Annotated in this window: 16 protein-coding genes; 4 read left to right on the forward strand and 12 right to left on the reverse strand. The window is 73.8% G+C overall.

The annotated features are described in order from the left end of the window. Positions 1–22: 22 nt before the first annotated feature. Positions 23–1,876 carry a protein kinase domain-containing protein gene (locus WME96_RS27230; protein ID WP_437292366.1) on the forward strand — a complete coding sequence of 618 codons (1,854 nt, stop codon included), beginning with the start codon at positions 23–25 and terminating at the stop codon, positions 1,874–1,876. 29 nt (positions 1,877–1,905) lie between these two features. Here WME96_RS27230 and WME96_RS27235 read toward each other — a convergent pair whose 3' ends face one another. The 7 genes from WME96_RS27235 to WME96_RS27265 all read right to left on the reverse strand — a co-directional run bounded on the left by WME96_RS27235 (position 1,906) and on the right by WME96_RS27265 (position 12,027). Beyond that, entirely contained in the window at positions 1,906–2,277 is a 372-nt protein-coding gene (locus WME96_RS27235; RefSeq protein WP_437284503.1) for a hypothetical protein, read from the reverse strand. Between the two features lie 227 nt (positions 2,278–2,504). Then, positions 2,505–3,680 carry a phospholipase D-like domain-containing protein gene (locus tag WME96_RS27240; RefSeq protein WP_437284504.1) on the reverse strand — a complete coding sequence of 392 codons (1,176 nt, stop codon included), beginning with the start codon at positions 3,678–3,680 and terminating at the stop codon, positions 2,505–2,507. A gap of 365 nt (positions 3,681–4,045) precedes the next feature. After that, positions 4,046–5,530 carry a DUF2330 domain-containing protein gene (locus tag WME96_RS27245; protein ID WP_437284505.1) on the reverse strand — a complete coding sequence of 495 codons (1,485 nt, stop codon included), beginning with the start codon at positions 5,528–5,530 and terminating at the stop codon, positions 4,046–4,048. A gap of 256 nt (positions 5,531–5,786) precedes the next feature. Further along, positions 5,787–7,199 (reverse strand): methylenetetrahydrofolate--tRNA-(uracil(54)-C(5))-methyltransferase (FADH(2)-oxidizing) TrmFO, encoded by a 1,413-nt coding sequence (gene trmFO, locus WME96_RS27250; protein ID WP_437284506.1) that lies wholly within the window; start codon positions 7,197–7,199, stop codon positions 5,787–5,789. Between the two features lie 39 nt (positions 7,200–7,238). Continuing rightward, entirely contained in the window at positions 7,239–9,845 is a 2,607-nt protein-coding gene (gene topA / locus WME96_RS27255; protein ID WP_437284507.1) for a type I DNA topoisomerase, read from the reverse strand. A 129-nt stretch (positions 9,846–9,974) separates the two neighbouring features. Then, a complete protein-coding gene (locus WME96_RS27260; RefSeq protein WP_437284508.1) occupies positions 9,975–11,030 on the reverse strand; it encodes a DNA-processing protein DprA in 1,056 nt (351 codons plus the stop codon). Positions 11,031–11,088: 58 nt separating this feature from the next. Next, positions 11,089–12,027 carry a hypothetical protein gene (locus WME96_RS27265; RefSeq protein ID WP_437284509.1) on the reverse strand — a complete coding sequence of 313 codons (939 nt, stop codon included), beginning with the start codon at positions 12,025–12,027 and terminating at the stop codon, positions 11,089–11,091. 79 nt (positions 12,028–12,106) lie between these two features. On the opposite strand from WME96_RS27265, the gene WME96_RS27270 reads away from it, so the two are divergent. Both WME96_RS27270 and WME96_RS27275 read left to right on the forward strand, forming a co-directional pair. After that, positions 12,107–13,111, forward strand: coding sequence for a hypothetical protein (locus WME96_RS27270; RefSeq protein ID WP_433926780.1), 1,005 nt, complete (start codon positions 12,107–12,109; stop codon positions 13,109–13,111). Next, positions 13,108–13,896 carry a glycerophosphodiester phosphodiesterase gene (locus WME96_RS27275; protein WP_437284510.1) on the forward strand — a complete coding sequence of 263 codons (789 nt, stop codon included), beginning with the start codon at positions 13,108–13,110 and terminating at the stop codon, positions 13,894–13,896. The genes WME96_RS27270 and WME96_RS27275 overlap by 4 nt, the downstream gene beginning before the upstream one ends. A gap of 13 nt (positions 13,897–13,909) precedes the next feature. Here WME96_RS27275 and WME96_RS27280 read toward each other — a convergent pair whose 3' ends face one another. From WME96_RS27280 to WME96_RS27290, 3 genes are all read right to left on the reverse strand, one after another. Beyond that, positions 13,910–15,415 carry a serine/threonine-protein kinase gene (locus WME96_RS27280; protein WP_437284511.1) on the reverse strand — a complete coding sequence of 502 codons (1,506 nt, stop codon included), beginning with the start codon at positions 15,413–15,415 and terminating at the stop codon, positions 13,910–13,912. A 133-nt stretch (positions 15,416–15,548) separates the two neighbouring features. Then, positions 15,549–16,436 carry a LolA family protein gene (locus tag WME96_RS27285; RefSeq protein WP_437284512.1) on the reverse strand — a complete coding sequence of 296 codons (888 nt, stop codon included), beginning with the start codon at positions 16,434–16,436 and terminating at the stop codon, positions 15,549–15,551. A 231-nt stretch (positions 16,437–16,667) separates the two neighbouring features. Next, a complete protein-coding gene (locus WME96_RS27290) occupies positions 16,668–18,545 on the reverse strand; it encodes an HTH domain-containing protein (RefSeq protein ID WP_437284513.1) in 1,878 nt (625 codons plus the stop codon). Positions 18,546–19,334: 789 nt separating this feature from the next. On the opposite strand from WME96_RS27290, the gene WME96_RS27295 reads away from it, so the two are divergent. Next, a complete protein-coding gene (locus WME96_RS27295) occupies positions 19,335–19,727 on the forward strand; it encodes a hypothetical protein (protein WP_437284514.1) in 393 nt (130 codons plus the stop codon). A 143-nt stretch (positions 19,728–19,870) separates the two neighbouring features. Here the strand turns inward: WME96_RS27295 and alaS are convergent, their stop codons facing one another. Both alaS and WME96_RS27305 read right to left on the reverse strand, forming a co-directional pair. Continuing rightward, positions 19,871–22,624 carry an alanine--tRNA ligase gene (gene alaS / locus WME96_RS27300; RefSeq protein ID WP_437284515.1) on the reverse strand — a complete coding sequence of 918 codons (2,754 nt, stop codon included), beginning with the start codon at positions 22,622–22,624 and terminating at the stop codon, positions 19,871–19,873. Between the two features lie 213 nt (positions 22,625–22,837). Then, positions 22,838–23,677 (reverse strand): HEAT repeat domain-containing protein, encoded by an 840-nt coding sequence (locus WME96_RS27305; RefSeq protein ID WP_437284516.1) that lies wholly within the window; start codon positions 23,675–23,677, stop codon positions 22,838–22,840. Positions 23,678–23,866: the final 189 nt, after the last annotated feature.

Genomic DNA, 23,866 nt, shown 5'->3' on the forward strand with positions numbered 1-23,866 from the left:
AGGAGAGCGCATGTCGAGCAACATGACCCAGGGTTACGAGCACACCTTAGGGGAACTCTTCGAGGTCGGCACGTTGGTGGGCGACAAGTACCAGCTCCTCCGCAAAGCGGGAGAGGGGGCGATGGGCTCTGTCTGGGTCGCCGCGAACACCGCGCTCGAGGCGAACGTGGCGATCAAGGTGCTGCGACCGGAGATGCGCTCTCCGGCGATCGCGGAGCGATTGCTCCGTGAGGCGCGCGCGGCGGCGAAGCTGAGCCATCCGGGGATCGTGCGCGTCTTCGATCTCGGCAAGACCGCGGGCGGCACGCCGTACATCGTGATGGAGCTGCTCGAGGGCGAGGCCCTGCGGGACGTGCTCTGCCGGGAGCAGCGGTTCTCGCCCGAGTGGGCGATCGCGATCCTGCTGCCGGTCGCGAGCGCGATGCACGCGGCCCACGAGCGCGGCGTCGTCCACCGGGATCTCAAGCCGGACAACGTGATGCTGGCGGATCAGGGCGACGGCAGGCTCCAGCCGAAGGTCGTTGATTTCGGGATCGCGAAGGTCACCTGGACAGAGCCCGAGTCCGGCTCGACGGGCGCCGCCGTGATCGGGACGCCGCAGTACATGCCTCCCGAGCAGGCGCTCGGGCAGGGTCAGCTCGATCACCGCGCGGACATCTGGGCGCTCTGCACGATGCTGTACGAGGCGATCTCGGGCGAGACGCCGTATGCCGGGGAGCAGGGGTTCGGGACGCTGCGCGCGATCCTCCAGGACCCGGTGCCGTCGCTCGTCGAGCGGTGCGGCGCAGACCCGGCGCTGTGGTCGATCATCGAGCGCGGGCTGCGCAAGGACCCGACGGAGCGCTGGGGGAGCATGCGGGAGCTCGGCGTCGCGCTCGCGACGTGGCTGCTCTCGCGCGGCGTCTCGGAGGACGTGTGCGGGGCGTCGCTGCGCGCGCAGTGGCTGGACGAGCGGACAAGCCAGGTCCCGGCGCCGTCACCGCGGCCGATGGTGGTGAGCTCCGCGCCGACGCTGCACTCGCGCCGCGCCGACGATCCCATGGAGCTGCAGCTCCCGATGGCGTCCGCGCGGCGGGCGCCGGCCGAGGCGGAGCCGAGGGCGCCGATGGCGGCGGGGCGCCAGCCGCTGGAGGACAGCGGCGAGCGCGCGTGGTCCGAGGCGACCGCGATGGGGAACCTGCGGGGGGCCGGGGCGCCGTCGCAGCGGCCCTCGCTGCGAGAGCGCTTCCCGTTCCGCCGCGTGGCGGCGGCCGGGTTCGTGCTGATGGCGGGGGCGGCGGCGTGGAGCGTCGCGCCGGTCACGACGGGCCCTGTCGCCGAGCTGACGCCGGTGCCCCCGGCCGCGCCCGCCGCGACGATGGCCGGGACGCCGGCGCCGGCGCCGACGCAGCCGGCGGCCGAGGGGAGCTCCCTCACGGCCAGCATGGCGCGCGGGCTCGTGGTGACGCCGGCGGCGCCCGTGGCGCCGCGCCCGACGCGCGCCGCGAAGCCTGCTCCGCCCGCGGCGCCGGCCACGGCGGCCGCCCCCGCGCCCCAGAAGGTGCCGGCCCCGGCGACCGCGCTGCCGGAGCTGCCCGCGTCCGACGCGGGCGTGGAGGCGCCGCTGCTCGTGGCGCAGGCGTCGCCCACCGCGCCGTCGCCCGAGGCCGCCGCGTCCTGCCCCGCGGACGGGGGGCAGGCGGGCGGGGCAACGGCCTGCCCGCCGCCGCCTCCGGCGGCCGAGGGCTCGACGAGCACGGTCGACGCCCCCGAGGACACAGCGACGGCCAGGCGGGAGAACGACGCGCACCGGCCGGCGACCGAGGAAGCGCCGCCGGCGCCGGCCGCGGACGCCGGGGCGGCGGAGCCGTCCCCTGACGCTCCGGCGGCACCCTAGCGGGCCGGCATCGACGAGCTGACCGCGGTTCACCGCCTCGCGCGCAGGCAGTCGGCGAGCTCCGGCGTCTGACGCCAGCCGCACTGGCCTCCCGCGTCGCGCTCGCAGACGCCGTGCGACGCGTAGCACGCGTAGGCCTCGCGCCACTCGCACGTCGTCGTGGTCGGCGTCTCGGCGCAGAGCTGCCGGCTGCAGCCGGTCACGAGGCACCTGCCGGTCGCGGTGGCCTCGGCGCTCCCCTCCCCCAGCGCCTCGTCGCCGCCCTCCGCTGCCCCCGGCCGCTCGTCGTCCGCGTCCCTCCCGGGCGGGCCGAGATCGGCGCAGCCGATCAGCGCGAGCAACGCGCCGGCGACGCCCGCCGGAACAACGCCCTTCCAGGGCTCCATGATACGACGTTTCATCCTGAACTCCCCTCCTGCCCCCGGCGGCGGCGGACGCCACGTACCCGATCTTCCGGGCCTGTGTCCCTGCTGGGGCCGAGGCGACGTGGTGCCAAGCGGCGCGCGCAGGACGTCGGGAGACGTCAGGAGTGGCTGTCGAGCGCTCTGGAGATGAGCCGCGGAGCGCCGGGAGGCGCTCGACCCGATCGAAGGCCCTTGTTCTGCCGGCCTGGCGGCCGTGGGCCTCGCTAGACCCCGAGCGAGGGCAGCAACCCGCCCTCGCGCTCGGGGAGCGCGCCGTGCCAGCGCACGCCCGCGTACCGCGGCTCCAGCAGATCGAGCCCCATGCTCCACAGCGCGTTCCGCAGCCGCGCCAGCGGCCCCAGCCTGGGAAGGTTGTTGAGGCACACCTCCTCGCTCTTCTCGAGGTCCCGCTCGAAGACCATGGCGGCGTCCCTCACGAAGGCAGGCTGCTTGACGATGAGGTTCGCCTCGCTCACCCACCTCAGGCTGGTCGGGTTCACGTTGAAGGTCCCCACCGTCGCCCAGTCGTCGTCGATGACCGCGAACTTCGAGTGGAGCATCGAGGGGAGGAACTCGTAGATCTGGAGCCCGTTCTCCAGCCACGACCTGTACCGCGCGAGGCTCGCGTTGCGGATGGCCGGGAGGTCGGAGTTGCGCGGCACGATGATCTTCACGTCGATGCCGCGGCGCGCGGCCTCCATGAGCTCGCGCTCGAGCCCGCGGGGCGGGCAGAAATACGCGTTCTCGATCCACACGCGGCGCCGCGCCGCGCGGATCCGCTCCAGGTGACGCTCGTAGATGACCGCGGGCGGCCTGGGCGCGTCCGTGATGAACTCCACGTCATCGTAGACGCCGCCGGTCCAGTAATCGAAGGATCGCCCCTCGGCCTCGTTGGCGAGCATCCAGCGGCACTCGAACACCCGCTCCATGTCGGCCACGCACGGCCCCATCACCCGGCTACAGACCTCGTGCCAGCCGCCGCCGCCCTGCTCGCGCGGCAGCCACTCGTCGGCCCACGCGGCGCCGCCGACGTAGCCCGCGCCGTCGATGACCACGACGCGCGAGTGCTCCCGCGGGAACAGGGCGCCCCCGCGGAGCACCGTGCTGAGCGGCCGGTAAGCGCGGGCGCGGATGCCGCGAGCCCTCATGTCCTCGAAGAAAGGCGCAGGCGTTGCGTGGCTGCCGAGCGCATCGTAGAGGAGCCGCACGTCGACGCCGCGCCGCGCGGCGTCCGCGAAGGCGTCGGCGAAGCGGTGACCCATCAGGTCGTTGCGGTAGATGTACGTGGAGATCCAGATCTTCTCCCGGGCGCGCGCGATGTCGTCGAGGAGCGATTCGAGCACCATCGTCATTCCAGGCAGGAGACGCGTGGCGTGGAGCGCAGGCGCGTTGCCCGTCATCGCGTGACCTGGTCTGGAATTCGCCCTGGAGCCTGGAAAAGTCAGCACCGAGCAGGTCATGTCGAGTCCCGAGCGCTGGGCGGCTGCAGCTCGACTGCCGCAGCGGCCCGCACGCCCTCAACGCAACGGCTGAAGCAGCCCGTATGCCACCTCGCCGAGGAGCGAACGCGCCAGGACAGCGGCAGAATCAGACTCGCTACGTGGCAGACTGCCACGCTCGGCCGCCGCGCCACAGCGCGGCCGAGGCAAGCGGCCTCTCCGGCAGATCCCGGCGCCGTGTCCGCGGGCGCGGGCGCGCGAGCCGCCGGCCGCGCGCCTGCCCGTCTCGCGGACCAGGGACCGGGACGCGGGGGTCTGAGCGCGGGTCAGGCGGCGCGGGAGGCGAAGCGGCGCGCGCCGCGGCGGACGACGGCGGCGGCGAGGGCGAGGGCGCCGAGCGTCATGCCGACGAGCGTGCCCTGCCCCCGCGAGCGCGACGCGCGGTCGCCATCGAGGACGGGGAGCGCCGCGCCGCAGAGCACCTCGGCGTGGACGCTCACGCGGGCGCGCAGCCAGTTGTCGACCCGCTCCTGCGGCCCGGGGTTCAGGACGAGGTCCGTGTCGAGCGCGGCGCGCGGCAGGTTCGCCTCGAGGCGCGTGAGCCAGACGTCCTTCGGGTGCAGCCCGATCATCGCGACAGCCAGGTCGTCGAGCGGGCCGCACGCGAGCTCGCGCGCGTCGATCTGGCCGGAGGCGACCTCGCCGCAGCTCGGGTCGGAGAGGAGGACGCCGGCCGGGCACGGGTTGCCGACGGCGCGGCCCTCCGCCGCGAGCTGGGCGAAGCGCACGGCGCACGCGGGGTCCTCGGTCTCGCCGTTCGCGAGCCCCTGCTGGGCGAACGCCGCGGCGATCGTGTCGACCGGGGCCGTGGAGCCGCTCGTGGTGTACTGGACGCCGAACGGCGCCGCGGAGCTCGACACGGGCGAGAACAGCGAGCCCTGCTGCGCGTAGGAGGTGAGGAACGCGCGGCCGCCGTCGGCCGCGGAGAGCGCCTTCTCGCGGAGCACGCCGTAGTTCGACTCCTGCGAGGCGAAGTCCCACGCGAGGAGGTCGTGGGGGACGGCCGCGGCCTCGAACCCCTCGGGCGCGAGCCGCGCCTCGCTGATGGTGAAGAGCGTGATCGCGACGTTCGCGCCGGTGCCGGCGGCGACCATCCGGAGCGGGAGCGTGGGGTTCGCCCCCGGCATGACGACCCGCACCGGCGTCATCTCCTTGACGTCCTTGCCCGGCTGGAGCCTGAGGGCGATGAAGTCGAAGTTCTCGTCGACGTAGGCGTCGATGACCGGCTGCGTCGACGCGTCGACGCCGAAGCCGTTCGTGTCGAGCCACTTGTTCAGCGCGCCGGGCGTGTCGGTCGCGAGCGTCACCGTCTCGTACGGGCCGACGGTGCCGCGGTGGAGCACCGTGACTTGCTCGCCGCCGAACGCGTCGCCGCCGAAGCTCGCCGAGTCGTTCCCTGCCAGACTGCCGCAGCCCGCGCCGTTCGAGGCGCACGTGGAGCTGGGCGCGGTGATGCGCACCGACGTGGCCGCGTCGAGCGTCTCGAACCACGCGTCCGAGCCGACCTGGAGGGTCGCCCCGCGCTTGACCGGGAGCACCCAGGCGAACTCCCTGGGATCGCCGGCGTACTGGATCTGGTCCCAGAGCACCGACTGGACGGGCGACACGGACAGCACCATCCGGTGCGCGTTGACGACGGTGGTCTCGGTCGGCGGGGCGAAGCACCCGCCGCACGCGAGCGCCTCGCGCTGTGGCAGGAGCGTCGCGGCAGGAGCGGCGAGCGCAAGGAACGCGAGCAAGCGAAGTCTCATCGGCTACCTCCATGGGGCGCGGGTCCGCGCACGGGCGGGCTCCCGGAGCGCGCGGGCGGCGCGCGGCGCACCAGCGCCAGGGTATCGAAGCCCGCGCCCGCCGGGCGGCCGGCGCACGATTGGCGCGCCGCCGACGGTCGCCCGCCGCGCGCCGAGTCCGTCAGCGCGCCCGCCGCGCGTCGAGTCTGCCCGTCAGCGCGCCCGCCGCGCGTCGAGTCCGCCCGTCAGCGCGCTCGCCGCGCGCCGAGCCCGCCCGTCAGCCCGCGGCCCGCCACGCGTCGAGGTCGCGGAGCGCGCGCTCGGCCATCGCCTCGTAGCGGGCGCGCTTGCGCAGCTTGCCCTGCGCGGGATCGAGCGGCGCGATGTGCGCCCAGGTGATGTTCGACGGCTGATACGTGGGTTGCTTGCGGCCGAGGTGCGTGAGGATGCCGCCGAGCGCCGTCGTGGGCGGCGGCGGCCGGAGCGGCTCGTTCCGCAGCTTCTGCGCGAGGAGGACCGCGCACACGAACCCGGCCGCGGCGCTCTCCACGTAGCCCTCCACGCCCGCGATCTGGCCGGCGAGGTGCACGCCCGGCAGCGCGCGGAGCTCCATCACCGGGCCGAGGAGCGCCGGCGCGTCGACGAAGGTGTTCCGGTGGACGGAGCCCATGCGGAGGAACTCGGCCTCCTCGAGGCCGGGCACCATCCGGAACACCCGGAGCTGCTCGGCGTACTTCATGCGCGTCTGGAAGCCGACCAGGTTGTACGCCGTCGCCGCCTCGTCCTCCGGGCGAAGCTGGAGCACCGCGTACGGGCGCCGGCCGGTGCGCGGGTCGGTGAGCCCGACCGGCTTCATCGGCCCGAACGCGAGCGTCTGCTCGCCGCGCGCGGCCATCACCTCGCACGGCAGGCACCCCTCGAAGTAGCGCACCTCCTCGAAGTCGCGCGCCTCCACCTTCTCGGACTCGACGAGCGCGCGGACGAACGCCTTGTACTGCGCCTCGTCGAAGGGGCAGTTCACGTAGGCCTCGTCGCCGGCCTCGGCGTCATCGCGGCGCTCGGCCGCGTCCTCCGGCGGCGCGGCGCGCTCCGGCTCCGCGGGCCGCTCGCCCCGGACGACGCCCTTGCCGTAGCGCGACTGCTTCCACACGCGCGACCAGTCGATCGAGTCGGCGCTGACGATGGGCGCGATCGCGTCGTAGTAGGCGAGGTGCTCGGCGCCGACGGCCGCGGCCAGGCTCGCCGCGAGCGCGTCCGAGGTGAGCGGACCGGTCGCGAGGATCACCGGGCGCTCGGCGGGGATCTCGGTCGCCTCGCGCCGGTCGACGGCGATGCGCGGGTGGGCCTCGATCGCCCGCGTCATCGCCTCGGCGAACCGCTCGCGGTCGACCGCGAGCGCGCCGCCGGCCGGCACCGACGTCTCGTCGGCGCACCGCAGGGCGAGCGAGCCCACGCGCCGGAGCTCCTCCTTGAGGAGCCCCACCGCGTTGCTCAGCGCCGCGCCGCGCAGCGAGTTCGAGCACACGAGCTCGGCCAGGCGGTCGCTCGTCTGCGCGGGCGTGCGCCGGTGCGGCTTCATCTCGACGAGGCGCACGCGCAGCCCGCGCTGCGCGAGCTGGTACGACGCCTCGCAACCGGCCAGGCCGCCTCCGACGACGACCACGTCGCACGGGCTCTCCGCTCCGCTCATACAGCTCACCAGGGATGGTTGGGGTGTCTCGTGACCGTCTTAGCTCGCCGTGCGGCGCGCGCGCGCGGGCTTTTCGCCTGCCCCCTTGGTCGCCCCCGGGGTCGGCGCGGCCTCGGGTCGCTCGGCCGCGGCCGGCGCGGCGCCCGTCGGCTCGGGCCGGGCGGCCGGCGCGGCGCCCGCGCCCGCGCCCGCGACGATCGACGCGGCGTCCGGAGCGCCGGAGCCGTCCGCGGCGCCGTCCTCTCCTTCTCCCTCGACGATCTCCTGCTTGAAGCCGCAGTCCTTGGTCGCGCAGACGAGCATCGCCTTCTTGCCGGCGGTGCGGGTGACGAACTTCGCGCCGCACTGCGGGCACGGGACGGGCACGGGCTTCTGCCAGAGCTTGAAGTCGCACTTCTGCTCGGCGTTCCAGTTCGAGCAGCCGTAGAAGGTGCGACCGCCCTTCTTGCGGGGCCTGATCTCGATGAGGTCACCGCCGCAGTTCGGGCACGCGACGCCGAGCGGCACCGGGCGCGTGTTCTTGCAGGTCGGGTACCCGGTGCACGACAGGAAGTCGCCGAAGCGCCCCGTCTTGATGATCATCGGCTTGCCGCACTTGTCGCACGAGATGTCGGTCTCGCGGACCGCGGCGCTGCCCCGCGCGTCGGACAGGTCGCGCGTGGCCTTGCACTTCGGGTAGCGCTCGCAGCTCAAGAACCAGCCGTTCTTGCCCCACTTCTTGAGCATCATCGACCCGCACTCGTCGCAGACGAGGTCGGTCTTCTCTGCCTCGGGCTTCCACGGCGCGAGCTTCTTCGACTTGTCGAGCTGCTCCCTGAACTTCTTGTAGAAGCGCTTGAGGAGCTGCTCGCGCTTCAGGTTGCCGGCGCCGACCGCGTCGAGCTCCTCCTCCATCTGCGCCGTGAAGTTCGGGTCCATGATGTCGAGGTTCGATCGGACGAGCCCGTCGACCACGAACTTCCCGAGCAGCGTCGGCTGGAACGCGCCGCCTTCCCGCTTCTCGACGTAGGCGCGCTGCTGCACCTTGCTGATGATCTCGGCGTACGTCGACGGGCGGCCGATGCCGCGCTTCTCCAGCTCGCGCACCAGCGAGCCCTCGTTGTAGCGGGGCGGCGGCTGCGTGAACTTCTGGTCGGTGATGACCCCCGGGGGCGACACGGCGAGCGCCTCGCCCTCCTTCATGTCGGGCAGGAGCGCCTCCGAGTCCTCCTCGGCCGAGGCGCCGGGCGCCGCCCGCTCCGCCTCGGCGGCGCTCGCCTCGACGGGCGCCGGCGCGGCGCCGCCGCCGCCGCTGCCGTCCGCCGCGCCGCCGGCGCTCTCCTCCTCGCCGGCGAACTCCTGCTGGCCCTCCGTCACCTGCAGCCAGCCGGCGAATTTCAGGATCCGTCCGCTCGCCCTGGCGAGGTAGCTCCGGTACGCGGGCGCCGCGACCGCGGGCGTCGCGTCGATCTCGACCGTCGTCCGGTCGTAGACCGCCGGGTTCATCTGCGAGGCGACGAAGCGGTTCCAGATGAGCTTGTACAGCTTGTACTGCTCGTCCTTGAGGTACTTCTTGATCGAGTCCGGGTGGATCTCGACGCTCGTCGGCCGGATCGCCTCGTGCGCGTCCTGCGCGTTCTTCTTCGACTTGTAGACGTTCGGGCGCTCGGGGACGAACTCCTTGCCGTAGCGCTTCGCGACCACGCCGCGCACCTCGGCGATGGCGTCGTCGCTGACGCGCGTCGAGTCGGTACGCATGTACGTGATGAGGCCGACCGGGCCGCCGTCGCGCTTGAGGTCGATGCCCTCGTAGAGCGCCTGGGCGATCTGCATCGTCCGCTTGGCGCCGAAGTGCAGGTAGTTCGTCGCGTCCTGCTGGAGCTTCGAGGTGGTGTACGGGGCGGGCGGGTTGCGCTTCTGCTCGCGCCGCACGACCTTCGCCACCCGGAAGCGCGCCGTCTCGAGATCGGCGCGCACCTTCGCGGCGACCTCGCCGTTCGTCACCTCGAGCTTCTTGCCGTCCGCGGCGGCGAGCTTGGCGACGAACGGCGCGCGCGTCGGCGGGCTCGCCGCGGTGAGGCCGACCGCGATGTTCCAGTACTCCTCGGGGACGAACGCCTCGATCTCGCGCTCGCGGTCCACGATGAGCCGCAGCGCGACCGACTGCACCCGCCCGGCCGACAGGCCGAACGCGAGCTTCGACCACACGAGCGCCGAGACGTCGTAGCCGACGATGCGGTCGAGGACGCGGCGCGCGCGCTGGGCGTCGTAGAGGTTCTCGTCGAGCTTGCGCGGGTTGTGGACGCCGTGGTCGACGCCCTTCTTCGTGATCTCGTGGAACTCCACCCGCGCCACCTTGAGCCTCGGGTTCTTGATCTCCTCCGAGATGTGGAACGCGATCGCCTCGCCTTCGCGATCGGGGTCGGTCGCGAGGAGCACCTCGTCCGCCTTCTTCGCGGCCGACTTGAGCTCCTCCAGGACCTTCTCTTTGCCCTCGATGACCTCGTAGGTCTCGGCAAAGTCGTTCTGCACGTCGACGGCGTTCTGCTTCTTGGGCAGGTCCTTGACGTGGCCCTTCGAGGCGAACACCTCGTACCCGTTGCCGAGATACTTCTTGATGGTCTTCGCCTTCGCCGGCGACTCCACGATGACGAGCGTCTTGGCCATCACCACCTTCTGAGCAACGTGTCGGGGCTTTGTGGGAGGATTGAAGGGCTAACCTTCGTGCGAGGGAGGCCCCCCCGCGAGGAGGCGGCCACCCGGAACCGCACTGGGTAGGGTGGACCGGCGTGCCCTTCAACGAAGAGCCCGCCGAAACAACCCGGCGGGCCCCTCTACTACTACGGCCTGGAGCGTCAACGTCAAGAGTGCCTCCACGGCGCGCCTGGGCGGAAGCCCCGTCCGCTCGCAGACCTCATCCACGTGCGCCGGGTGGGCGTCCAGGGCGTGGAGGACGGCGCGCTCTTCCGCGGTTTCCGCGATGATTTCCGCGCCTTCTGCGCGGGCTCCCGCGCTGCCCTCGCGGGCGTCCGCGCGCTCCCCGCGGGTCTCGGCGTCGATGGCCCGCGCGAGCGCGCTTTTCTCGCTCGAGGCGGCCGTGCGGGCCGCGAAGGCCGCGTCCGGCAGCGGCAGCGTGCCGTCGGCGGGCGGGCTGTTGCGCGGCGCGCGCCGCGGCCGCCGGCGGGGCGGCGGCGCGGGCCCGCCGAGGACGTCGATCACGTCGGCCGCGCGCGTGATGGGGCGCGCGCCGCCGACGAGCTCCAGCGCGCAGCCGACGCCGCGCGGGCTCCACGGCGCGTGCGGGACGACGCACAGGTGGCGGCCGAGGCGACGGGCGGCGGCGGCGGCGGACCGGGCGCCGCTCTCGATGCCCGCCTCGACCACGACGGTCGCGCGCGTGAGCGCGGCGAGCACCGCGTTGCGCTGGAGGAACAGCGCCGGCAGCGGCGGCGTGTCGTCGGGGACGCGCGCGAGCAGCGCGCCGCCCGCGGCGACGACGCGATCGAAGAGCGCCGCGTGCTCCCGCGGATAGGGGTGCGCGTGGCCGCCGCCGCTGACGACCACGGTCGGCGCGCGCGCGTCAAGCGCGCCCTCGTGCGCGGCGGCGTCGACGCCGCGCGCGCCGCCCGACCAGATCGAGTAGCCCGCCTCGCCGAGCGCCGCGGCGAGCTCGCGGGTGAAGCGGAGCGCCTCGTCGCTCGCGGCGCGCGTCCCGACGATGGCGATGCCCGGACGCGCGGGGAGCGCGCCGCGCACGTAGAGCGTCGGCGGTGCGGCCTCGGACTCGGTCACGAGGGCCCAGAGCGGCGCGGGGTAGGATGGATCGGAAGGGTGGATCTCGATCGACGCCATACGCGGCGTGTCGACCGGCGCCCGGGCCGAGTTGCGCGAAATGAGGAGCGCGCGCGAACTACCGGGGCGGCACGTCGCGCGCGGGGCCGGGCGGCGCGGCGCTCGGCGGCGCCGCGCGGGGCGGGGTCGCGCCGGGCGGCGCCGTGTTGGGCGGGGTCGCGCCGGGCGGCGCCGTGTTGGGCGGGGTCGCGCTCGGCGGCGCCGTGCTGGGTGGGGTCGCGCTCGGCGGCGCCGTGTTGGGCGGGGTCGCGCTCGGCGGCGCCGCGGGGGGCGCGGGCGGGCGCGGGCCCCGATAGCCCCGCACGAGCACGACGCCCGCGCCGCGCCGCACCTGCACGTGGAGGCTCACCGCGACCGGCGCATTGCCTGGAGCCGGCGCGTCGCCGGGAGCCGGCGCGCTGCCGGGAACGGAGAAGCACGCGCCCCTGCCGCCGACCACCGCGACCGGCCCGCTGTCCGCGTCCTGAGCGGCGATCGCGAGCGCCGGCGGCGCGCCCCTCGTGACGAAGAGGTCGACCTCGATCACGCCGAGCCCGCCCTGCGCGATGAACACCGCGCACTCCCCCGGCGCGACGCGCGCGGGGATCGCGGCGCTCTCGCCTTCCGCGATCTGGAGCGACACGACCTCGCCCTGCGCCGCCATCCCCCTCGCCTCGCCGCGCGCGGTGTTGTCGAGCGCGAGCGCGGTCACGCGCGGCACCGGCGCGGTCGTCGGCGGCCGCTGCTGCCCCACGCGGCTCAGGAAGAGGCGCGCCGCTTCGGGGTCCGGCTCGGGCGCATCGCTCGGCGGCGGCGGGTTCCGCACCTCGGGCGCGGGCGCCGGAGCCGGCGCGGGCGGCGGGCTCGGTACCAGGACCTCGGCGCTGGACCTGGACGCGCCGGCGCCGCAGCCCGACGCGGCCAGCGCAAGCGACGCGGCCAGCGCGAGCGACGCGGCGAGCAAGCGGCGCGCCGGCCTGAACGGATGCAGTTCGAGGAGAGCGAGGGCGCGCCGCACGGCGCGGAGACTACCAGAACCGCCGCGCGATGCTCGGCCCGCGAGCGGCCGGCCATGCGGCGTGCTACCCCCTCGCCCGATGAAGCCCAGGGACATCGTCGTCGCGACGCACGGCCACTGCTTCGACGGCATGGCGAGCGCGGCGCTGTTCACCCGCCTGATGCAGGCGCTCCACCCCGGCGAGCCGCTCGCCCTCCGCTACCGCTCCTGCGGGTACGGCCCGGGCATGACGATGATCCCGCCCTCGTGGCTCGACGGCGACGAGAACGCGATCCTCGACTTCCGCTACACGCCGACGAAGAAGCTGACCTGGTACTTCGACCACCACGTCACCGGGTTCGGCTCGGACGACGAGCGCGACGCGGCGCTCGCCGGCGCGACGCGGTCGCGGAGCGCCGGCGACGCCCCGCACGTCTTCTACGACGCCGCGTACGGCTCGTGCACGAAGCTCATCGCGGACGTCAGCCGCGACCACTTCGGCGTCGAGATGTCCGGCGTCGACGAGCTCATCCGGTGGGCCGACGTCATCGACACCGCGCGCTTCCCTTCGGCCGAGGCCGCCGTGAGCCGCGAGGAGCCGATCATGCAGCTCGCGTCCGTCGTGGAGCACCACGGGGACGGGCCGTTCCTCGCCTCGGTGGTGCCCCGGCTTGTCGATCAGCCCGTGAGCGAGGTGGCGCGCGCGCCCGACATCCAGGATCTCTGGCGCCCCCTCTCCCTGTCACGGCAGACGTTCGTCGCGCGCATCGAGCGCGGCGCGCGCAAGCTCGGCCGCGTCGTGCTGGTCGACCTCTCCGACGCGCCGCTCGAGGCGGTCGGCAAGTTCATGACGTACGCGATGTACCCGGACTGCGTGTACTCGGTGACGCTCTCCCGGCAGAAGCAGCACTACAAGCTCTCGGTGGGCTACAACCCGTGGTGCGGCGTCCCGCGCGATCGCGACATCGCGCCGATCTGCCGCCGCTACGACGGGGGCGGGCACCCGGCCGTCGGCGCGGCGTCGTTCCCGCTCTCGGCGCTGGAGCGCGCGCGCGAGGCCGCCCGCACCATCGCGCAGGAGCTCGACGAGGAGCCCGCGCGGTGACCTGGGCCGAGCAGCGCTTCCGCCGGAGCGCGCGCGGCCCGGCGGCGGCGTCGCCGGGCGGGGCCGCGCGCGCGCCGCTCGTCTTCGGGCACCGGGGCGTGCGCGGCGAGGGCGCGCCCCCGGAGAACACCCTCGCCTCCTTCGAGGAGGCGGCCGCGCAGGGGGCCGACGGGATCGAGCTCGACGTGCGGGTGTGCGGCTCGGGCGAGGTCGTGGCGCTGCACGACCCGGACCTCGAGCGGGTGACGCGCGGCGCGGACACGCGCCACGCCGCGGCGCTCCGCTGGGACGAGCTCCGGCAGGTCGACCTGGGCGGCGACCGGGTGCCGCTCCTCTCCGAGGTGCTCGCGCTCGCGCGTGGCCGGCGGCTCGCCGTCAACGTCGAGATGAAGCGGGACGTGCCCGACCGCGCCGCCGTCGTGCGCGCGACCGCGCGGCTGCTGCGCGCGTGGGATCCTCGCCACGCGGTGCTCGTGTCGTCGTTCGATCCGGTCATGCTGGCGTCCTTCGGGGTCCTGGCGCCGGCCGTCCCGCGCGCGCTCCTCGTGCACCGCAGCCGCTACCACGACGCGGCCGTGCGCCTCACGCCGGCGCTCGGGGCGCTCGCCGCGCACATCGAGCGGACGATCGCGTCGCCCGAGCGCATCGCGCTGCTGAAGCGGCAGGGGCGCGTGGTCAACGTGTGGACGGTGAACGATCCGCGCGAAGCGCGGGATCTCGCGGCGCTCGGCGTCGACGGGCTGATCACGGACGCGCCGCGCCGCATCCGCGACGCGCTCGCGTGATCGGCCGACGGCGTTACCTTCCGCGCCAGGGATCGACGATCTCTGTCGCCCGGCGCGGGCTCCGGCGCGGCGACGGGCGCGACGGCGAGGGCTGCGGCGCGACGGCCGCTTCGGGCTCCGCCGGGCGCGAGGGCGACGTGGTGTTCGCGACAGGCACGCCCTCGACCACCACCGGCGCGCGGTCGACGACGGGCGTGCCCTCGACCACCGGCGGGCGGCCGACCTCCGGCGCCGATGCGCGGGCCAACTCCGCCTGCGGCGCGGCCGCGCTCACGGCCGAGGAGCGCGCCGGCGCGATGACGGAAGCGGCGCCCTCCTCGGCGACCGGCCGCAGCGCCGTGATCGCGATCGTCCCGCTGATCACGGAGAGCGCGCCGCACGCGAGCAGCCAGCGCGTCGCGGTCGCGCGCGGCCTGCGCACGTCGTGGACCTCCCCGGACGCGGCGGCCGTCAGCGTGCCGGGCTGCGACGGATCGGGCAGCGGCGTGAGCGCGTCCTTCGGCGGACGCGGCGCCTCGTCGCCGCGCCAGGACAGCGACATCGACCGGACGTCGCCGGGCCCCTCGGGCTCGGCGGTGCCGCCAGGCGACAGCCCGAGCAGCGTCCCCGTGCGCGACGCCGACGGCGGCGGCCGGGGCGCGGAGGGCACCGGCAGCGGGACGCCGATGTCGCCCGCCGCGGCCACGAAGGCGAGCACCATCTCCTGCGCCGACTGGAACCGCTGGGACCTGTCGCGCGAGAGCGCGCGCAGGAAGAACCCGTCGAGCTCCATGGGCAGGTCGGGCGCGATCTGCGTCACCGTGGGGATCGGCTCGACGAGGATCCTCGACAGCACCGCGCCGAGCACGTCGCCCTCGAACGGGAGCTTGCCCGTGACCGCGCGGAAGAGGATGACCCCGAGCGACCAGAGGTCGCTGCGCGCGTCGAGGTCCTTGTCGCCGCGCGCCTGCTCCGGGCTCATGTAGAACGGCGAGCCCAGGAGCTCGCCCGTCTTCGTGGTCTCGTCGCTGAGGAGCTTGCCGGTGAGCTGCTTGGCGATGCCGAAGTCGAGGACCTTGACGATCTCCTCCTCGTCGTCGACGCGCGCGAGGAACAGATTGCCAGGCTTGAGGTCGCGGTGGACGAGCCCGGACTCGTGCGCGCGGCGCAGCGCCTTGCCGGTCTGGATCGCGACGCGCGCGGCGTCGGCGAGCGCGAGGCGCCGGACCCTCCTCAGGCGACGGCTGAGGTCCTCGCCCCGGAGCAGCTCCATGACGAGGTACGGGACCGTCCCCTGGATGCCGTAGTCCTGCACGCTCACCACGTGCGGGCTCTCGAGGTTCGCCGCCGTGCGCGCCTCGCGGTAGAAGCGCGCGCGGAACTCGGGCGAGGCGGCGTGCTCCGGGTCCATGAACTTGATGGCCACCGGCGCGCCGAGCTGGAGATGGCGGGCCACCCACACGGAGCCCATCCCGCCCCGCGAGAGCGGCCCCTCCAGCCGGTACTTTTCGCCGACGATCGTTCCCGGCTCGACGTCCATCGACGACTCCTCTCGCCAAGGCGAGGTGGATTGCGCCTTTCTAGACGTTCGCGAGGGCGGCGTCCACGCGTAACCACGCGTGAGACGAACGAGGGTGGACGCAGCCTCTCAGGAATAACCTGAGTGCAGCGACTCAGTCCTGGCAGTCGACATAACGACGGATGACCCCGCCAGGGATCGGCTGCGTGAATGCCCCCGAGATGAGGGGCGGATTCCACTTCGCCTCTTTGTATTGAAAGATGACGTCGTCCTCGGTGTTCGGCACCCGCATGCGGATCGACCGCGGGACCTCGGCGTCGCAGACCCCGCCGCTCGGGGGGATCGGATCGTCGATCCCCTCGGGATCGACGCGCGGCGGCGCGGTGTGGATCACCTCATGATGGCTCAGCTCGGCGTGATAGAGGTCGATCCCGCGCTGCCCGACCCGGACCTGCCTGACGCGCAGGCGCTGCTGGCTCCAGGGTAGACGCCAGTCGTCCGGGCGCGGCTCGAGGTGGATCTCCTGGGTCGCGTCGCGGGTGCTCTGGATCAGCACGCGATAGAAGCCGTCACCGTCCCACGCGATCGAGGCGTTGCGCGGCTCGTGAACGAGCACGGGCGCCTCGCCGCGGAGCAGCGAGACGAGCGCGTGCCCGGGGATGGGCACCTGGGTGAGCCGCGCCAGGTTGCACGCGCTCGCCGGCCCATGCAAAAGCTGCTTCTCCCCGACGTCGAGCATCTGGAACAGGGTCCCATTCGACGTGAGCGTGTAGAGGTTTGCGCCGAAGGGGCTCACGATGTCGAAGCGGACCCGATCGGGATTGACCGCCAGGATGTACACGTCTCCGCGGATCCGCCCCTGGCGGGAGAAGTGGTCGATCTTGGCGGTGCCCTGAACGCCGTTCACGCAGGCATACGTGTCCTTCATCCGGCCGAGCGCCGCGTCGGCGGTCGGGAACCGGGATGCAGGGGGATCCACGGAAGCACAGCCGGTCACGAGCACGGCGAGGGTCGCGACCCAGGCGATCGCGCGATGGCGCATGGGCGCGGACGCTGACAAGGATCGCCGAGCCCGTCAACCGCGGAAGCGTCGAGAGAGGCGCTGGCGAGGTGGGAGGGCGCTTCGAGGAAGGGCGCCAGCAGAGACGGCGCGCCGGGGAAGGGCGCCGGCGAGGAAGGACGCCGGCGAGGAAGGACGCCGGCGAGGGAGGGAACAGGAGGGCGCGGCGCGCCCGGCCGGAGCGAGCCCCCGGCCGGACGCGAGCGACAGGGATCAGGAGGCCCGGAGCGCCTCGAGCAGATCGACGTCGGGGATCGCAATCGGGAGGCGGGCGCGGAGGACAGCGACATCGTTGTCCTCACAGAGGCGCGCCACCGCGAGACCGTCGAAGAGCGAGATCGGCGCGGTCCCCGGGATCGCCGCCTCTTCACGGGCGCCGGAGAGCATCTGACCGGCGGTCAGGATCCAGCCGGCGGTGGCGGGGCCGTAGTGGTGGAGCGAGCCGCGGAGCTCGGTGACCCGCTCGCGGCCGACCTCGCGGCCGTCCCGCCGGACGACCAGCGCCAGCTTGATCTCGTCGCCCGCCGTGCGGAGCGCCCCGGAGAAGTGGCTCTCGCCGCCCGGCGCCCCCGCGCGGCGCACGGCGCGGAGCTGACCCAGCCCGATGCGCTCGAGGGCGAGGACGCAGATCTCGACGAACGCATGGCCCGGGAGCTCGGAGAGCTTGCGCACGAACGCGCGCCGCGCAGCCTCGCGGTAGCGCTCCACCGCGGCGAGCGCCTCCTGCTCCAGCCGCGAGAGGTCGCCCGGCAGCAGCCAGTCCGTCAGCGCGATCCGGCCGCCGGCGAACCGGAAGCGGGGCCGCTGCCCCGCTGCCGTGCGGCGCGCGTTGTCGGCGCGCACGGCGGCAGCGACCTGGGACTGCACGAGCTGCACGTCGCCGACCAGGCGACCGCGGCGCTGCGCGGTCTCCGCGATCTGGCGGAGCGAGACCGCGCCCGCGTTCCGATCGAAGGTCGAGAGGATGCCGGCGATGGCGTCCGCGAGGTCGCGGCCGGCCAGATCGTCGAGCGCGTGCCCCTCACCGCCCGTGAGCTCGATCACCTGCGGGCCGCGGTAAACGGGCTCGGCGCCGAAGCTGTCGACCCGCTCGGTCCGGTCGGTGCGCTCGGGCCGGTCGATGCGCTCGGGCCGATCGAGCCGCTCGGCGCGATCGGGGCGGTCGAAGCGCTCGGTGCGGTCGGAGCGCGGCGGCTCGCCGCGGCCGTTCTCGCGCCGCGCCTCGAACACAGGCGTCGCCACGTAGGAAGGAAGCCCCCCGGAGGAGCTCACGTTGGCCTCGGCGGTCCCGCGGCCGCGGCGGCGGCGGCGGCGGCGGCGGCGCCCCTCGCCCTGCTCGCCCGACGACCCAGGGGTCGCGCGGTCATCGCCGCCGAGGATCGGCTGGTCGTCGTCGTCCTCCTCGTCGAAGAGCTCCGCCGCTCCGGCGACGGCCTCTGCCCGCATCGCCTCGTCCGGGCCCGGCGGCTCCGCGTCCTCGAGATCTGCTTCTTCCTCGTCGATGTACGTGCTCGCGGCGCGCGGGGAGGAGGGCGCCGGCGGCGGCACGGGCTCGCGCGCTGCCGCGATCTCCACGCCGTTCATCCCGGCCGCGACGGGCGCGCCGATCGCGACCTCGTCCTCGTCCTCGTCGTCGCCCGCAGGCGCGGCCTGCGCGTCGTCGCCCGCTGCCTCGGTCTCGGCCGCCTCGGCCTCCGCCTCGGCCCCGGCCGCCAGAGCGCCCGAGTCGCCCTCTTCCGCCGCCTCATCGTCCGCGGCCGTCTCGAAGAGGGTCGGCTGCTCCTCGTCCTTGCGCGCCTTGACCGCCTCGGGCTTCCCGCCCCGCTTCGCCTTCTTGCCGTCGAGCCCCGATTTGATCGTCTTCTCGTCCCACTCGCGCAGCGCGAAGACGCCCGGCTTCACCCGCACCAGGGGGTTGTCCGCCGTGTCCTTCTTGAGCGTCGCGGCCAGGCGGGCGCCCATCGTGACCTCTGGGCTCTTCCCAACGTGGCTAAGGAGGTTCTTCTCGATCGCGATATCGGTGATCTCTTTATAATGAAGCGGTCTACCGACGAGGCGAAGCACCTCGGCGGCTGCATCCGTGAACGTCATTTTGTTCGCCCTTCGGGCGCGCCGCCCGGCGGGCGCCCTCGTCGTCCCCATCGCGGCCGCCCCGTCCAAACTGGCTGACGAAGCGCGCGGGATACCCCACCGCAGCCGGGAAACGCACATTCGCTCCCACTCGGCCACGACGCGCGGAACGGCGTGCTCGTAGCATGCTCGGAAACGGCGGTCAACGGGCAGCGCGATCTGGCTCAAGACAAGCCGCTGACCGGCCTGATGAGCACGGAACCAGGGCGCCGGCGGCGCCAAGCCCGGATCGGCCGCGCGCGCCGCGGGCGCGCGGCCCTCGGGGCGCGCGGCGCGAAAGGAGGAGGCGCGGGCCGACCTCGCGCGAGCGCCACGAGCATCGATGTGGTCCGTGAGCGGCTGTCGGCCAGTCCGGAGCATGGGATACGACGAAGACGGGAGATCGGTTGTTCTCTCCTCGCCTGGCCAACCTGGCTGCGCGCGTGGCCGCGTGGTCGCGGCGCGATCATGGGATGTTGGAGAACGCGATTGGGACGTGGCGCGCCCGCCAGCGCGCGTCACGCCGGCAGCGCGCGTCACGCCGGCTGCTGACCGCCGCGCGCGCGGAGCGCGGGAGAGCGCCCCCGGGGCAGGGCGCGCCTCCGGGGCTGCGGCCGCGCCTCGCCGGGGCGCGCGGCGAGCGGGCCGGCGGTCGTGGACGCCGGGCGTGGACGCCGCGCCGGCGGCCGGCGCAACCCGCGCTGGCGGGCGCGGCGCCAACATCGCTTTTGCGCTTTGCCATCGCCCGGATAAGAGGGTTACGCTGCATGGGTGGAGCTTTCGCGGTTGCTCGACGAGCTCACCCTGGCGGCCAACAGGGTCGGCATCGCCGTCAGGATGGAGGCGTTCGATCCGCACCTGTCGGACGCGCGCAATCCGCGCGGCGGGCTCTGCACGGTGCTCGGCAAGCGGCTCATCCTTGTCGACGCCAACGCGTCGCTGCCGGACCGCATCGCCACGGTCGCGGGCGCGCTCGCGCGCGTGGACCTGGAATCCGTGTTCCTGCCGCCGATCGTGCGCGCCACCATCGGCGCCCACGCCCCCGGGGCGCGGCCGCGCCCGGCCGCGCCCGGCGAGCCCGTGCGGCTGCCGGTGCGGCGCGCGAAGGGCCCAAAGGCCCCGCGGCTGCTCCCGCTCGCCCGCACCAAGTGGCGTGACGCCTGATCGCGGCGGCGCGCCGCCTCGCCGGCTTCCGTGATGCCTCGTGCGAGAAGGGTGGAGAGAAGAGGGTAAAGCCGCCAGGAGCGCCGGGACCGGAAGAGGAATGTCCTCGCGCCCTGGCGCTCCTGGCCTGACAGCCGCGGGCGTTACGAGGCGAGCGCCCGCTCGACCTCGGCGTAGATCGCGGCGATCGCCGCGTCGAGCTGCGCGACGTCGGTCCCGCCGGCCTGCGCCATGTCGGGGCGGCCGCCGCCCGAGCCGCCCACGATGCGGGCGATCGGCTTGATGAGCTCCCCGGCCTTGAGCCGCTCGGTGGCCGACTTGGAGACCATCACCGCGAGCTGCGCCTTGTCGCCCACGGCCGCGCCGAGGAGCACCGCCGCGCGGTCGCCGAGCTTGTCGCGCAGCTTCTCCGCGAGATCGCGCAGCGCCCCCGGGTTGGTGCCGTCGGGCACCCGCCGCGCGAGCACCTTGATGCCGCCGATCTCCCGGGCGCCCTCCAGCATCGCGTCGATGCCGCCGCCGCCGCCGCCCTGCGCGGGGCCCGCGCCCTCCAGGATGCGCCGCTCGAGATCGGCGACCTTCTTCTCGAGCTCCCGCTCGTGCGCGACGATCTTGCCGATCTTCTCGGCGAGATCGCCGCCCTGCGCCTTCGCGACCTGCCGCGCCCGCGCGAGCTCGGCCTCCACGTTCCGCGCGTACGCGAGCGCGTTCAGCCCCGTCGACGCCAGCAGCCGGCGCACGCCCGCGGCCACGCCGCCCTCGCTCGTGATCTTGAACAGCCCGATGTCCCCGAGCGCGCGCGCGTGCGTGCCGCCGCAGAGCTCCACGACCTCGGGCGTCATCGTGAGCATCCGGACCGTGTCGCCGTACTTCTCCTCGAAGATCGCCATCGCGCCCCGCCGCCGGGCCTCGTCCATCGGCAGGATCTCGGTCGTCACCCGGGCGTTCGTGAGGACCTTCTCGTTCACCAGGTCCTCGATCCGCGAGATCTCCTCGCGGGTGAGCGGCCGGTTGTGCGTGAAGTCGAAGCGGAGCATGTCCGGCCCGACACGCGAGCCCTTCTGCTGCGCGTGCTCGCCGAGCACCTTGCGCAGCGCCCAGTGCAGGACGTGCGTGGCCGAGTGGTTGCGGCGCGTCGCCGAGCGCGCCGCGTGGTCGACCGCCAGGTGCACGCGCTGCCCCACCGCGATCGCCCCCTCGCGGACGACGCCCTCGTGCACGACCAGCCCGACGAGCGGCTTCTGCGTGTCCTTCACCTCGACGCGCACCCCGTCCGCCGTCACCTCGCCGACGTCGCCGACCTGGCCGCCCGACTCGGCGTAGAACGGCGTCTCGCGGACCACGATCTCCACCGCCGACCCCGCCTCCGCGCGCTCGACCAGCACGCGGACCTTGCGCGCCTTGTCGCCCTCGCCCTGCGTCTCGACCTGGATGATCGCGACGATCTCGCTGTCGCCCTCCTCGTGCTCGTACCCCGTGAACACGACCGGGTGCGCGAGCGCCGCGCGGGCCGAGCGGTGCGCGGGATCCACGGCCGCGGTCGGATCGATCGGGCCGTCGGCCTCGGCGGCGCCGTGGATGACCGCCTCGGCCCCCTGGACGTCGACGTCGAAGTTCGACTCGGCGCAGATGACCTGCGTCAGGTCGAGCGGGAAGCCGTAGGTGGTGTAGAGATCCGCGGCCGCGGCGGCCGGGAGCGTCCCCTCGCCCGACGAGCGCATCTCGGCGAAGCGCTCCTCCAGGATCTTCATCCCGCGCTTCAGCGTGGAGCGGAACCGGACCTCCTCGTCCTCGGTGACGCGGGCGATGAGCTCCCGCCGGTCGCGGAGCTCCGGGTACGTCTCGCCCATCCGGCGGACCACCTCGAGCGCGACCTCGTGCAGGAACGGCCTGTCGATCCCGAGCCGGTGGCCGTGGCGGATCGCGCGGCGCATCACCCGGCGGAGCACGTACTCGCGCCGCTGCCGCTCGGGCATCACCCCCTCGGCCATCAGGAACGCCGTCGTCCGGGCGTGATCCGCGATGACCCGCATCGACACGTCGTCATCGGCGTTGCTCCCCGTGTACGGCTTGCCGCTGAGCTCCGCGGCCCTGTCGACGAGGCCCCGGAGCAGGTCGGTGTCGTAGTTCGACGTCACGCCCTGGAGCACGCTCGCGATGCGCTCCAGGCCCATGCCGGTGTCGATGCTCGGCGCCGGCAGCGGGACGAGCGGGCCGTCCTTCTCGACGCGCTCGTACTGCATGAACACGTTGTTCCAGATCTCCGTCCAGCCGGTGCCGTCGATGCGCGGCTCCTCGCCGAAGCGCGAGACGTCGGGCTCGCTCCCGTGGAAGAAGTGGATCTCCGAGCAGGGACCGCACGGGCCGACGTCGCCCATCGTCCAGAAGTTGTCGGCCAGGCCGAGCCGCAGGATGCGGTCGTCGCCGAACCCGGTGACCTTGCGCCAGATCGCCGCGGCCTCGTCGTCGGCCGGAAAGCCCCCCTCGCCGTTGTAGATGGTGACCACGAGCCGCGAGGGAGAGATGTCGTAGACCTTCGTCAGGAGCTCCCAGGCGAAGGCGATCGCGTCTTCCTTGAAGTAGTCGCCAAAGCTGAAGTTGCCGAGCATCTCGAAGAACGTCTGATGGCGCGCGGTGACGCCGACGTTCTCGAGGTCGTTGTGCTTGCCGCTGATCCGGATGCACTTCTGGCTCGAGGCGGCGCGCTGGTAAGGGCGCTTGTCCTTGCCTGTGAAGACGTCCTTGAACGGCACCATGCCCGCGTTCACGAACATCAGCGTCGGATCGTTCTGGGGAACGAGCGGCGCGCTCGGGACGATCTCGTGGCCGCGCTGGCCGAAGAACTCGAGGAACGTGCGTCGGATCAGATCGGAGCTGGCAGGCGTTGCGATGGGCATAGGAGGACGCGCGGTCTAGCACGACCGCGGAGCGGCTTCCCCCCGCTCGAGGGGCGCCGCGCCGCCGCCGCGGAGGACGCGCGCGCCGGGCCCGCCTGTCGGGCTGACCGGCGGCTGCGCCGCCGGGGGCTGTGGGGGGCCGCCAAGGGGGCCGTCGAGGGGACCACCGCGAGCGCGCCGCCCCGGGGGCACGCCCGGGCAGGCGCCTCGGGGTCAGCGGCCGGAGGGGACGACGCTGCTGCCGGAGGCGGCCTCCAGGGCGAGGGGGGCCCTCTGGAGCGCGCTCTCGATGGCGCCGGCGACAGCGTCGCTCTGGAGCTGGGCGAGCTCGCGCAGGCCCTTGGCGCGCCGGGCCTCGGCGACCGCCTGGGCCGAGCCGATCATCGAGCCCTTCAGCGTCTGGCTGGGCATCTCGCGGATCACGTACTCGACCTTGGCCGCGAAGCCGATCCCGTCAGCCCCCTGGCGCTTGCTGAGCTGCGTGACCGAGCCGTCCAGCGTGAACGCCGGCAGCTTGCGGCTCTTGCCCGCCGCCGCCACGTCCGTGCCGTCGGCCACGATCTCGATGTCGGCGAACTGCGCGACGCGGCTCCGCGTGTGCTGCCGGAGCAGCGACCCGAGCATCGCGTCCTTCACGCCGGAGCGGTTCTCGAACTTGCCCAGGCTGACGAGGAAGCGCGCCTTCGACGTCGACTTCGAGAGCCGCTCGATGGCCGCCTGGATCTGGCGCTTCAGGCCGGGCGCAGGCTCGGTGTCGAGCGCCGCCTTGAGCGCCGGGACGGCCGCGGGGTTGCCCATCGCCCCGAGCGCGGTCGCGGCCGAGGCGCGCACCGCCGGGTGCGCGTCCCGGAGCGCCTTCTCGAGGGCCGGCCGCGCGCCCGGGCTCTTCGACCTGCCGAGCGCCAGCGCCGCCGCCACCCGGAGCCGGTAGTCCTTGCCGACCGCGATGTCGCGGAAAGCCGAGGTGTCGCCGTCCTCGGCGATCGACGGGGACGTGCCCCCGAGGATCATCGAAGTCGCCAGGAGCATCGCAATGAAGAGACGACGAACCATCACGTCCCTCCGGGGATCGGCGGCTTTCGCCGTCCGTTCACCTCGGTCAACCACTCAGATCTCGTGACGCGCCCGGCGTCCAGACGGTCTTATCCTTGGCCAGGACGGTCGCGAGATCAAGGCCTGTTTGGCCCCGAATGGCTCATGCAGGACTCATGACGAGCACGGCAGACGTGGTCAACGCGGGCA

Source organism: Sorangium sp. So ce406 (genome assembly GCF_051474675.1).
Classification (GTDB): Bacteria; Myxococcota_A; Polyangia; order Polyangiales; family Polyangiaceae; genus Sorangium; species Sorangium cellulosum_G.

Excerpts from the sequence above, each read along its gene's own strand:
- WME96_RS27230 (WP_437292366.1), top strand. The coding sequence starts at position 23 with ATGACCCAGGGTTACGAGCACACCTTAGGGGAACTCTTCGAGGTCGGC.
- WME96_RS27235 (WP_437284503.1), bottom strand. The coding sequence starts at position 2,277 with ATGAAACGTCGTATCATGGAGCCCTGGAAGGGCGTTGTTCCGGCGGGC.
- WME96_RS27240 (WP_437284504.1), bottom strand. The coding sequence starts at position 3,680 with ATGACGGGCAACGCGCCTGCGCTCCACGCCACGCGTCTCCTGCCTGGA.
- WME96_RS27245 (WP_437284505.1), bottom strand. The coding sequence starts at position 5,530 with ATGAGACTTCGCTTGCTCGCGTTCCTTGCGCTCGCCGCTCCTGCCGCG.
- trmFO (WP_437284506.1), bottom strand. The coding sequence starts at position 7,199 with ATGAGCGGAGCGGAGAGCCCGTGCGACGTGGTCGTCGTCGGAGGCGGC.
- topA (WP_437284507.1), bottom strand. The coding sequence starts at position 9,845 with ATGGCCAAGACGCTCGTCATCGTGGAGTCGCCGGCGAAGGCGAAGACC.
- WME96_RS27260 (WP_437284508.1), bottom strand. The coding sequence starts at position 11,030 with ATGGCGTCGATCGAGATCCACCCTTCCGATCCATCCTACCCCGCGCCG.
- WME96_RS27270 (WP_433926780.1), top strand. The coding sequence starts at position 12,107 with ATGAAGCCCAGGGACATCGTCGTCGCGACGCACGGCCACTGCTTCGAC.
- WME96_RS27280 (WP_437284511.1), bottom strand. The coding sequence starts at position 15,415 with ATGGACGTCGAGCCGGGAACGATCGTCGGCGAAAAGTACCGGCTGGAG.
- WME96_RS27285 (WP_437284512.1), bottom strand. The coding sequence starts at position 16,436 with ATGCGCCATCGCGCGATCGCCTGGGTCGCGACCCTCGCCGTGCTCGTG.
- WME96_RS27290 (WP_437284513.1), bottom strand. The coding sequence starts at position 18,545 with ATGACGTTCACGGATGCAGCCGCCGAGGTGCTTCGCCTCGTCGGTAGA.
- alaS (WP_437284515.1), bottom strand. The coding sequence starts at position 22,624 with ATGCCCATCGCAACGCCTGCCAGCTCCGATCTGATCCGACGCACGTTC.
- WME96_RS27305 (WP_437284516.1), bottom strand. The coding sequence starts at position 23,677 with ATGGTTCGTCGTCTCTTCATTGCGATGCTCCTGGCGACTTCGATGATC.